This is a genomic window from Streptococcus sp. ST14 (assembly GCF_046098195.1).
Lineage (GTDB): Bacteria > Bacillota > Bacilli > Lactobacillales > Streptococcaceae > Streptococcus.
The window spans coordinates 1-10,034 of sequence record NZ_JBJUSF010000042.1 but is presented as its reverse complement, the minus strand read 5'-3'; the positions used below and the strand labels follow the sequence as shown (position 1 = coordinate 10,034).

The window sequence follows — 10,034 nt, the reverse complement described above, 5'->3', positions numbered from 1 at the left end:
CAAAAAAACTCCAATTACAAACGAGAATTAGAGTTTACCTTACAAGATTAGACAGTTCTTTTCGACATACGAAAAAACCTTTTCACATTTCCCTTCGCCAGTTTTAACTGTATCAGGTTCAATGGGTATCATCTCAGCCTAAAGCACCCCAAATGTCTTTATTATTTTATTACTGGACCAGTATAACAAAATTTGAAAGCCCTAGCAAGATATTTGACCGGAAAATATATTTATATAGTTTCTGATAACGATTTAATCTTTCTATACACGAAGAAAAACCTCCACAAAAGGTGGAGGCCGTCTTCATTATCAATACAATTTTAAGTCACGTGGGTCAACTGGGAAGGTTGGATTGTATGGGTTGTGACGCAGTTTGAAGTGTTTGACATCCTCAATAGTCTGAGTTCCAGACAACTGCATGACTGTCTTCAATTCTGCATTCAAGTGTTCAAAGACTTGACGCACACCAACACTACCACCGAGAGCCAAACCATAGATTACAGGGCGGCCAATGGCTACCAAGTCTGCTCCTGAAGCCAAGGCTTTAAAGACGTGCTGACCGCGACGAACACCAGAGTCAAAGACAATTGGCACACGTTTATCAACTGCTTCAGCGACTTCTTGAAGCGAGTCAAAGGATGCTGGTCCACCGTCGATTTGGCGGCCACCGTGGTTGGTTACCCAGATACCAGAAGCACCTGCGGCAAGAGAGCGTTCAACGTCCTCACGGCATTGTGGCCCCTTGACATACACAGGAAGACCTGAGTATTCAGCGATAAATTCGACATCACGTGGAGACAAGCGTTGTTTGGCTGACTTGTAAACGAAGTCCATTGATTTTCCAGCACCTTCTGGCAGGTATTCCTCAACAATCGGCATGCCAACTGGGAAGACAAAACCATTGCGCTTATCAACCTCACGATTCCCTCCTACAGTTGCATCCGCCGTCAAGACTATCGCTTTGTAGCCTTCAGCCTTCACACGGTCCATGATATGGCGGTTAATTCCATCATCCTTACTAAAGTAAAATTGGAACCAATGAGGTGTTCCTTGAAGAGCTTCCGTAATTTCTGGAAGGTCAACGGTAGAGTAGGAACTAGTTGTATAGAGAGAACCAAATTCATGCACACCACGCGCAGTAGCTACTTCCCCCTGCTCATTTGCCAATTTATGAGCCGCAACAGGCGCCATAATAATTGGTGAAGATAATTTTTCACCTGCAAATTCAATCTCTGTACTTGGATTTTCAACATCACAAAGCGTATGAGGAACGATGAGTTTGTGGTTAAAGGCACGGATATTCTCGCGTAAAGTGAAAGTATCCTCTGCTCCACTAGCGATATAACCAAAGGCAGCTTTAGGAATGACTTGTTGCGCCATTGGCTCCAAATCATAAGTGTTAATAAAATCTACAGGTCCTTCTGCATTGCTTGTTTTATATGACATAAAGTGTCCTCCTTATTAAGTAAGCGTTTACCTTGTCTTACATAAACTATCTTACCCCTTTTTCATACTGTTTTCAAAAAATTTGTCTGGAAATTTCAAACTGATTACCTGAATATGCCCCCAAAAAGAGAGAACTCTCATTCTACCATTATCCTATATTCATCTTTATCTTTAGGAATCATAGTTTTATTGCCCACATATAAAAAATCAGGTAATCCTAGTGACTACCTGATTTTCTATGTTTTAGGCATTTTGCCAATTTTCTTGGTCTTCTTTAAAGCGTTTTAGGAGAGCGAGTCCTTCTGGCGTGATGTAACCTTCTTCTTGGGCTAGGTGGATGAGTTCACTATAGTTAGATAGTGTCACCAATTTGACACCAGCATCCGCAAAGTTCTTATCGGCTTTCGGCAATTGATAACTGAAAATCGCTACGACACCAAGAACATCGGCTCCTTCGCGTTTAGCAGCTGCAACAGCTTCAAGAACAGAACCGCCAGTTGAAATGAGGTCTTCAACAACAACCATCTTTTGCCCCTGAGCTACACGACCTTCGATTTGATTACCAGCTCCGTGGTCTTTTGGTTTGCTGCGGATGTAGGCAAAAGGCAAGTTCATCTTGTCAGCAATGATCGCTCCGTGAGGAATCCCTGCTGTCGCTGTTCCTGCAATCACTTCTACCTCTGGAAAGGCTGTCTTGATAGCATCTACAAAACCATTTTCAATCAAGGTTCTAGTTTCTGGGTAAGCCAGAGTCACGCGGTTATCTGTATAGATAGGTGACTTGATACCCGATGCCCAAGTAAAAGGCTCTTCTGGTTTAAGGTAAACTGCCTGAATTTTCAATAGGTGGCTAGCAATGTCTTTAGCAAGTGTCATGGTTTTCTCCTTCTTATCCTTACATCTCTTAGCGAATACGCTTTAGGCCCAGTCGCGTGTCCATTCTTCCTTGATAGCATGGTAGGCTGCTACAGGGTCTTCCGCCTGCGTGATTGGACGGCCTACTACAATGTAGTCACTACCGATTTGATAGGCCTGACCAGGGGTCACTACGCGTTTTTGATCCGCTGCTTCAGCACCTGCTGGTCGAATACCTGGCGTCAAGCAGATAAAATCTTCGTTTGTAGCTTCCTTGATGAGTTGGGCTTCTTGGGCTGAACAAACCACTCCATCCAATCCAGCTTCTGCTGTTTTCTTAGCATAGTGAATCACTGATTCTTGCAGACTTGTTTGAATATTTTGGCAGTCTTGCATCTGTTCTTCGGATGTTGAGGTCAACTGGGTCACCGCGATGAGAATTCCCTTATCTCCCAACCCTTCACGCGCAGCCTGCATCATTTCAACCCCACCTGCAGCCTGAACATTGGTCATATCGACACCCAAACTAGACAAGATTTTCATGGTCGATTTAACTGTGTTTGGAATATCATGCAACTTGAGATCCAAAAAAACGCTATGTCCTAATGATTTCAAATAGCGAACAACCTCTGGGCCTACCGCATAATAGATTTCCATTCCAACCTTGACATAGAGTTTTTCCTCTGCTGGAAAAAGGGCTAAAAATTCCTTTGCTTCTTCAAAACTTGGAAAATCTAGGGCAATGACTGGGCGACTCTCACGCATATATATCTCCTTCTGATTCTTCTTACAGTCCACCAAACTCCTTAAAATGACTATGAAAAAAGGAACCTGCTAGCAGCAAGGTTCCACGAAAAATGGGTAGTCTCCACCCTTTCACCGTCTAACCTTAGCTGCCTCTCTGGACTGCTTTAAAGGTTTTTTACTATTCTATTATTTATATAGGAACTTGTCAAGTAAAAACTGGGCTTTATTGTTGTTGCTGTTGTTTCTTTTCTTCAGCTTCTTTTTCTTCCTGTTTTTTCTTCTCAGCTTCCTGTGCCTCTTTTTTAGCTTTTTCCTCAGCTTCTTCCAAAAGTTTATCCGCTAGGCTAGTACTATAGATTCCAGCTTCCATATCGATAAAACTCGGTTCTGCTAGTTGTGGCTTAATTTTGCTGTAATAAGGCAATTTTTTACTCAACTCTGACAAGGGAACTAAGATCTCATTTGTATCTAGCATGGTGATTTTTAGAAGATCGGCAGTTGCCTTACTTGGGGCTAGTTCGATCTTCTGGATTTGACTCTTTATATCCTCACTGATGCTAGAAAGACCCGAAATCAGATCCTTCACCTGCTGCTCATCGTTAAAGGTAACTGTTAGGTAAGTCTCAGGCAGGTTCAAAAGGTTGACAGGGCTTGAGTCAATTGTTCCACTAGACAGGATTGGATAGTGGTCTTCACCTGTCACATAGTAGCCAACGATCTCAAACTCTTTGACTTCAATCGTAAAGTTTGTTGGAAATTTGTAGTCAATCTTTGCTGACTCTATCCAGTGATTCGACTTGATCTGCTCAGCGTGCTTGTCCTTGTTCAATAACAAAGACAAGGTATAGTCACTATCCTGAATGCCAGAAACCTGTTTAATGTCATCCGCTTGGGTCTGGACATTTCCCTTAACCTCGATATGCTTGAGAGTTGAAAAAGGGGTCAAGAGATAGATAGAAAGGAGGAGAACCAGAACACTCGGCACCAAGATACTAACTGCCCTCCAAATATGAACAGGAGCAATTTTCGGCTTGGCAGGTTTTTCTGGCTTTTCTTTTTTCTTCTTCTCTTTCTCTTTTTTTACTTCGCTGTCTTCCTTTTGAGCTTTCTCATCTTTCTCGGAGGGTTTCTGACTTGGACTTGTATCTTCCTCGTCGGACTGACTCGAGGATTTCTTGGCCTCCTCCAATAGTTTCGAGTTGGCCTCCTTTCGAGCTTGTTTTTCCTTTTCCTTCTCCGCAGCTAGAGCAGCTTCCTCCTCAGCCTTCTTTTTCAGATATTCTTGGTTCCGTTTCTGCCATTCAGACAATTCTTGTTTCTGGTTTGATTCTTTTTTCTTATCCTTTGACATTGGTTTTCCTTATGATAAGTCTTTTCTTAGTAGGGCATAAAAATCATCAAGAGATTTCAATTCAGTTGAAGCCCTCATACTAGCTTGGTATTGATCCTTATGACTAAGCAGGTGACTGACTTTCTCCTCCAAGCTTTCCAAGGTCAATTCTGTCTCTTGGAGTTCTACTGCATAACCCTTTTTAACAAAATAGGCCGCATTTTCAATCTGGTCTCCTCGGCTCGCCTCACGTCCAAGAGGAACAATGAGATGGAGCTTAGCCATAGCCAAGAGCTCAAAAATCGTGTTGGCACCGCCGCGCGTCACCACCACATCCGCCATCTCCATCAAGGGTTGATAGAGATCCGTCACATAATCAACACGAAAGAGATTTTTACTCAACTCATTGAGGTTTGAATCCCCAGTTAAATTGATAATATTATAGCGCTCTGTCAGTTCTTGCTTATGATCTGTCACCAATTGGTTAAAGACACGAGCTCCTGCAGAACCACCAACAAACAATACCGTTGGCAATTTAGGATTAAAGTGGGTTTGGATATCCACCAATTCATCTGGTTCAGGAGTTTTTTGGTCTGAAACCTTGGTTACTGCTCCTACATGCTCGACTTTTGCGAGACCAGCAGCCTGCTCAAATGTCGAATACATCTTGGTCGCAAATTTATAGGCAATTTTATTGGCCAAGCCCATAGACAGGTCTGATTCATGGATAAAGACAGGCACTCCTGACACTCGCGCTGCGATAACAGGCGGTACAGAGACAAATCCACCCTTAGAAAAAAGAGCTTGTGGCCGCAGTCGTAACATGATAAAGAGGGATTGGACAATTCCCCAACCAACTTTGAAGACATCCAGCATGTTTTGCCAAGAAAAATAGCGACGCAACTTCCCAGTCGCAATGGAATGGAAGGTCACATCCAGACCTGACTTGAGGATTTCTTGGTGTTCGATTCCGTGTTTATCACCAATATAGTGAACTTCCCAGCCGTCTTCGATAAACTTGGGCATTAACAAAAGGTTGAGGGTGACATGTCCAACCGTCCCCCCACCTGTAAAGACAATTTTTTTCATATTATTCCTTTAACTCCGCTACTGTGTCGATAAAGAGGTCACCGCGTACTTCGAAGTTAGCATACATATCCCAGCTAGCATTGGCAGGACTGAGAAGAACCACATCTCCTTGAGTCGCAAGCTCATAAGCCTTGCGGGTCGCATCAGCAATATCTGTCGCATCTACATAAGTCACACCAGCCTTCTCTGCTGCCCGTTTGACACGTTCTGCAGACTGACCGAGGATGACCATCTTCTTGAGCCCAGTAATATCTGGAACCAATTCGTCAAACTCATTCCCACGATCCAAACCACCTGCAATTAAGATGACCTTGCTGTTGTCAAATCCTGACAAGGCTTTTTGAGTAGCCAAGATATTGGTTGACTTGCTATCGTTATAGAATTTGATACCCTGAATTTCATCAACAAATTGGAGACGGTGTTTGACACCACCAAAGGCTGAAAGAGTTTCCTTGATGGTTTGGTTATCCACACCACGGAGCTTGGCTACAGCAATAGTCGCAAGGGCATTTTCTACATTGTGGCTACCTGGAACACCGATTTCACTAGCTGCCATAACCACTTCTCCACGGAAGTAGAGTTGACCATCTTCCAAATAAGCTCCATCAACCTTTTCCTGTGTTGAAAATGGTACAACAGTAGCTTGTGTTTTGCTAGCCAATTCTTTTGCCAAGTCTTGATTAAAGTTCAATACAAGGAAATCATCCGCTGTCATCTTGTTCTGGATATTCCACTTAGCTGCCACATAGGCCTCAAAAGAACCATGATAGTCAATATGAGTTGGCATGAAGTTGGTAATAACCGCAATCTCAGGATGGAATTCTTGGACACCCATCAGTTGGAAAGAAGAAAGTTCCATGACAAGGGTATCCTTGTCTGTCGCAGTTTGAGCCACTTGACTAGCAGGATAGCCGATGTTCCCTGATAAGAGACCATGTTGACCAGCAGCAGTTAAAACTTCCCCAATCATCGTCGTTGTGGTTGTTTTCCCATTTGAACCAGTAATACCGATAATTGGCGCATCTGAAATCAAATAAGCCAATTCCACCTCAGTCAAGACTGGAATCCCCTTTGCCAATGCCTTTTCAATCATAGGATTGCTATACGGGATACCTGGATTTTTCACCATCAGAGCGAAATCTTCATCCAAGAGCTCCAAAGGATGCCCACCAGTGACAACCTTGATTCCCTCTTCTAGCAAACTTTGCGCAGCAGGATTTTCCTCAAAAGGCTTGCCGTCATTTACTGTCACAATAGCACCCAGCTTGTCCAACAAACGGGCCGCAGACTCACCAGACCTAGCCAAACCTAAAACAAGTACTTTCTTATTTTTAAATTGATCGATTACTTTCATGTCTCAAACTCCATTTCTACTCCTACTATTTTACCATTTTTATGGAAATAATACTAAACGAAAATGCTCTAGCCCTCATTCTACCATAGAAAAAGAGAGCCCTAGCTCTCTTTCTTTTATCTTTTTTTACCCTTTTTTACTGGCATGAGCGTAATGTCTCTCAAGCTAAAGTAGGCTAGAGCCAGCATGGCGATTGTGACAAAGAATTCTGTCGGTAATTGGAAGATTTGCAAGATGGACAACATCAGCAAAATCAAGAGTGCAACAACTACAAAGACCAAGATAACGATGTTGACTGTTCCTTTGATACTTTGGGGTGTCGCAAATACATAGAGTAGTAATAAGAGTATCCCTATGATTAAATAGACCATCTTTATCTCTTTCTAGCTCTTATTCAGCTGATTTTTTCTTTTTGTTGGCTTTCTCACGCTCTGCCTTATTGAGGATTTGCTTACGCAAACGGATAGACTCAGGCGTTACTTCCATGTACTCGTCGTCGTTCAAGAACTCAAGTGATTCTTCAAGGGTCAAGATACGAGGTGTCTTGATAACCGCTGTTTGGTCCTTAGTAGCTGAACGGACGTTGGTCATTTGTTTGGCCTTGGTGATATTAACTGTCAAGTCGTTTTCACGAGAGTTTTCACCGATGATCATTCCTTCGTAAACCTCAGTACCTGGGTTGACAAAGATGGTTCCACGTTCTTCGATCGACATGATTGAGTAAGTTGTAGCCTTACCAGCATCGATGGAAACAAGGGCACCACGGTGACGTCCACCAATTTCACCTGGAATCAATGGCAAGTATTGATCAAAGGTATGGTTCATGATACCGTAGCCACGAGTCATTGACAAGAACTCAGTTGAGTAACCGATCAAACCACGCGCTGGAACAAGGAAGACCAAACGAGTTTGACCATTACCAGTTGAAATCATATCCAACATTTCACCCTTACGTTCAGAAAGGCTTTGGATAACAGAACCTTGGTATTCTTCTGGAGTATCGATTTGCACACGTTCAAATGGCTCACATTTAACACCGTCGATTTCTTTTACGATAACCTCTGGACGAGATACTTGAAGTTCATAACCCTCACGGCGCATGGTTTCGATAAGGATTGACAAGTGCAATTCTCCACGTCCTGAAACAGTCCATTTATCTGGTGAATCCGTTGGATCAACACGAAGGGAAACGTCTGTTTGTAATTCTGCTTGCAAGCGTTCTTCTACCTTACGAGAAGTCACCCATTTACCTTCTTTACCAGCAAATGGTGAGTTGTTTACCAAGAAGGTCATTTGAAGCGTTGGCTCATCGATGTGAAGGATTGGAAGAGGCTCAACTGCATCTGTCGGTGTAATCGTCTCACCAACAAAGATATCTTCCATACCTGATACGGCAATCAAGTCACCTGCTTTAGCTTCTTGGATTTCACGACGTTCCAAGCCAAAGAAACCGAAGAGTTTTGTAACACGGAAGTTCTTCGTTGTACCATCTAGTTTAGAAAGGGTAACTTGGTCCCCAACTTTCACACTACCACGGAAGACACGACCGATACCGATACGACCTACGAAGTCATTGTAGTCCAAAAGTGAGACTTGGAACTGCAAAGGTTCATCTGAGTTGTCCACTGGAGCAGGGATATGGTCGATAATGGTATCAAAGATTGGTGCCATTGTTTTTTCTTGATCAGCTGGATCATCTGACAATGAAGAAGTCCCGTTGATAGCTGAAGCATACACCACTGGGAAATCAAGCTGATCATCGTCTGCACCAAGCTCAATGAAGAGCTCCAATACTTCGTCTACTACTTCTGCTGGACGAGCTGATGGTTTGTCGATTTTGTTAACAACCACGATTGGGACAAGGTCTTGTTCCAAGGCTTTTTTTAATACGAAACGAGTCTGTGGCATTGTTCCTTCGTAGGCATCCACGACCAAGACAACACCGTCAACCATTTTCATGATACGTTCCACTTCTCCACCAAAGTCCGCGTGTCCTGGTGTGTCCATGATGTTGATGCGTGTGCCATTGTATGCTACAGCAGTATTTTTGGCAAGGATAGTAATTCCACGCTCTTTTTCGATATCGTTTGAGTCCATAGCGCGCTCTGCCAATTCAGTACGTGCATCAAGCGTTTCTGATTGTTTCAATAATTCGTCAACGAGGGTTGTTTTACCGTGGTCAACGTGGGCGATAATCGCAATGTTACGGATATCTTCTCTTAATTTTGTCATGATTTCCTCTAATAATTAAATTTTTATTTCTAACTGAACAATTATACCACAGTCTCATTCAAAAATCACAGTTCAGCTAAGTGTAAATGTTTTCACTCTGCTTTTCTAGTCAAGACAACTCTTTTCAAAGTCAGAGACTTATGATAAGATAAGCTGGTATGCGTTTAGATAGATTATTAGCCCAAGAAAAGGTCAGTCGCAAGGCTATGAAACAGGCTCTATTAAAAAAAGAAATCCTAGTAGATGATTGTCCAGCCAGCTCACTCGCTCAAAATGTCGACACTGGGTTGCAGAAATTAGTCTTTCAAGGACGACAAATCCAAGGCTACGAGCACACCTACCTCATGCTTCATAAGCCAAACGGAGTCGTTACAGCTAGCAAGGATAAGAAACTTCCAACCGTCATGGACCTCCTTCCACCTGACAGCCAGTCTGACCAGCTCTATGCTGTCGGCAGATTAGACCGCGATACCACGGGACTGCTGCTTTTGACAGACAATGGACCTCTTGGCTTCCAACTCCTTCATCCCCAGTACCATGTCGATAAATCCTATCAAGTGGTAGTAAACGGACCGCTCACGTCAGACCATATCCAAAAGTTCAAGGATGGAATTGTCTTTTTAGATGGGACCACTTGTAAACCTGCTCAGCTTGAAATTCTGTCCGCAAGCCCAACAGAGAGCCGGGCCTCCATCACTATCTCTGAGGGCAAATTTCATCAAGTCAAGAAGATGTTTCTATCAGTTGGTGTCAAGGTGACTGCCCTAAAACGAATCCAATTCGGTGACTTTACATTAGACCCAGAACTAGCAGAAGGGCAATTCCGCCCCTTGAATCCAGAGGAATTGGAAATCATTAAAAACTATTTAGAGAAAAGTGGATAAAAGAAAAAAGCTTTAAATTTTGTACTGACCCCAAAAAGTTAGACAATTAATTTAAGCAAAGGATTTAGTTCTGTATTGTACAGGGCTAAGTCCTTTT

Annotated in this window: 9 protein-coding genes and 1 riboswitch; of the genes, 1 reads left to right on the top strand and 8 read right to left on the bottom strand. The window is 42.9% G+C overall.

Annotation, left to right across the window (positions count from 1 at the left end):
* Positions 1-72 precede the first annotated feature (72 nt).
* A riboswitch (TPP riboswitch) is annotated at positions 73-161 on the bottom strand.
* A gap of 148 nt (positions 162-309) precedes the next feature.
* The 8 genes from lctO to typA form a co-directional block, all read right to left on the bottom strand.
* The gene (gene lctO / locus ACIY19_RS10395) at positions 310-1,446 is read right to left on the bottom strand and encodes an L-lactate oxidase (protein ID WP_000120741.1); all 1,137 of its coding nucleotides are present in this window, start codon (positions 1,444-1,446) and stop codon (positions 310-312) included.
* A gap of 243 nt (positions 1,447-1,689) precedes the next feature.
* On the bottom strand, positions 1,690-2,322 hold the full coding sequence (gene pyrE / locus ACIY19_RS10390) for an orotate phosphoribosyltransferase (RefSeq protein ID WP_409003358.1): 633 nt from the start codon (positions 2,320-2,322) through the stop codon (positions 1,690-1,692).
* Between the two features lie 42 nt (positions 2,323-2,364).
* Complete coding sequence (gene pyrF, locus ACIY19_RS10385; RefSeq protein WP_409003357.1) at positions 2,365-3,066, bottom strand: orotidine-5'-phosphate decarboxylase; 702 nt, start codon at positions 3,064-3,066, stop codon at positions 2,365-2,367.
* Positions 3,067-3,271: 205 nt separating this feature from the next.
* Positions 3,272-4,399, bottom strand: coding sequence for a cell division protein FtsQ/DivIB (locus tag ACIY19_RS10380; protein WP_409003356.1), 1,128 nt, complete (start codon positions 4,397-4,399; stop codon positions 3,272-3,274).
* Positions 4,400-4,408: 9 nt separating this feature from the next.
* Positions 4,409-5,467, bottom strand: a complete 1,059-nt coding sequence (locus tag ACIY19_RS10375; RefSeq protein ID WP_409003355.1) for a UDP-N-acetylglucosamine--N-acetylmuramyl-(pentapeptide) pyrophosphoryl-undecaprenol N-acetylglucosamine transferase — start codon at positions 5,465-5,467, stop codon at positions 4,409-4,411.
* Position 5,468: 1 nt separating this feature from the next.
* The gene (gene murD, locus ACIY19_RS10370) at positions 5,469-6,821 is read right to left on the bottom strand and encodes a UDP-N-acetylmuramoyl-L-alanine--D-glutamate ligase (protein WP_409003354.1); all 1,353 of its coding nucleotides are present in this window, start codon (positions 6,819-6,821) and stop codon (positions 5,469-5,471) included.
* A 116-nt stretch (positions 6,822-6,937) separates the two neighbouring features.
* Positions 6,938-7,192: a DUF3165 family protein gene (locus ACIY19_RS10365; protein ID WP_061408680.1), complete on the bottom strand. Its 255-nt coding sequence runs from the start codon at positions 7,190-7,192 to the stop codon at positions 6,938-6,940.
* Between the two features lie 19 nt (positions 7,193-7,211).
* On the bottom strand, positions 7,212-9,053 hold the full coding sequence (typA, locus tag ACIY19_RS10360; protein ID WP_000164119.1) for a translational GTPase TypA: 1,842 nt from the start codon (positions 9,051-9,053) through the stop codon (positions 7,212-7,214).
* A 158-nt stretch (positions 9,054-9,211) separates the two neighbouring features.
* Here typA and ACIY19_RS10355 point away from each other — a divergent pair, with 158 nt between their 5' ends.
* Positions 9,212-9,937 (top strand): 16S rRNA pseudouridine(516) synthase, encoded by a 726-nt coding sequence (locus ACIY19_RS10355; protein ID WP_409003353.1) that lies wholly within the window; start codon positions 9,212-9,214, stop codon positions 9,935-9,937.
* The last annotated feature ends 97 nt before the right edge of the window (positions 9,938-10,034 follow it).

What these genes read in the sequence shown, in the direction of transcription:
- ACIY19_RS10365 (WP_061408680.1), bottom strand. Translation starts at nt 7,192, where the DNA reads ATGGTCTATTTAATCATAGGGATACTCTTATTACTACTCTATGTATTT.
- pyrE (WP_409003358.1), bottom strand. Translation starts at nt 2,322, where the DNA reads ATGACACTTGCTAAAGACATTGCTAGCCACCTATTGAAAATTCAGGCA.
- pyrF (WP_409003357.1), bottom strand. Translation starts at nt 3,066, where the DNA reads ATGCGTGAGAGTCGCCCAGTCATTGCCCTAGATTTTCCAAGTTTTGAA.
- ACIY19_RS10355 (WP_409003353.1), top strand. Translation starts at nt 9,212, where the DNA reads ATGCGTTTAGATAGATTATTAGCCCAAGAAAAGGTCAGTCGCAAGGCT.
- ACIY19_RS10375 (WP_409003355.1), bottom strand. Translation starts at nt 5,467, where the DNA reads ATGAAAAAAATTGTCTTTACAGGTGGGGGGACGGTTGGACATGTCACC.
- typA (WP_000164119.1), bottom strand. Translation starts at nt 9,053, where the DNA reads ATGACAAAATTAAGAGAAGATATCCGTAACATTGCGATTATCGCCCAC.
- lctO (WP_000120741.1), bottom strand. Translation starts at nt 1,446, where the DNA reads ATGTCATATAAAACAAGCAATGCAGAAGGACCTGTAGATTTTATTAAC.
- murD (WP_409003354.1), bottom strand. Translation starts at nt 6,821, where the DNA reads ATGAAAGTAATCGATCAATTTAAAAATAAGAAAGTACTTGTTTTAGGT.
- ACIY19_RS10380 (WP_409003356.1), bottom strand. Translation starts at nt 4,399, where the DNA reads ATGTCAAAGGATAAGAAAAAAGAATCAAACCAGAAACAAGAATTGTCT.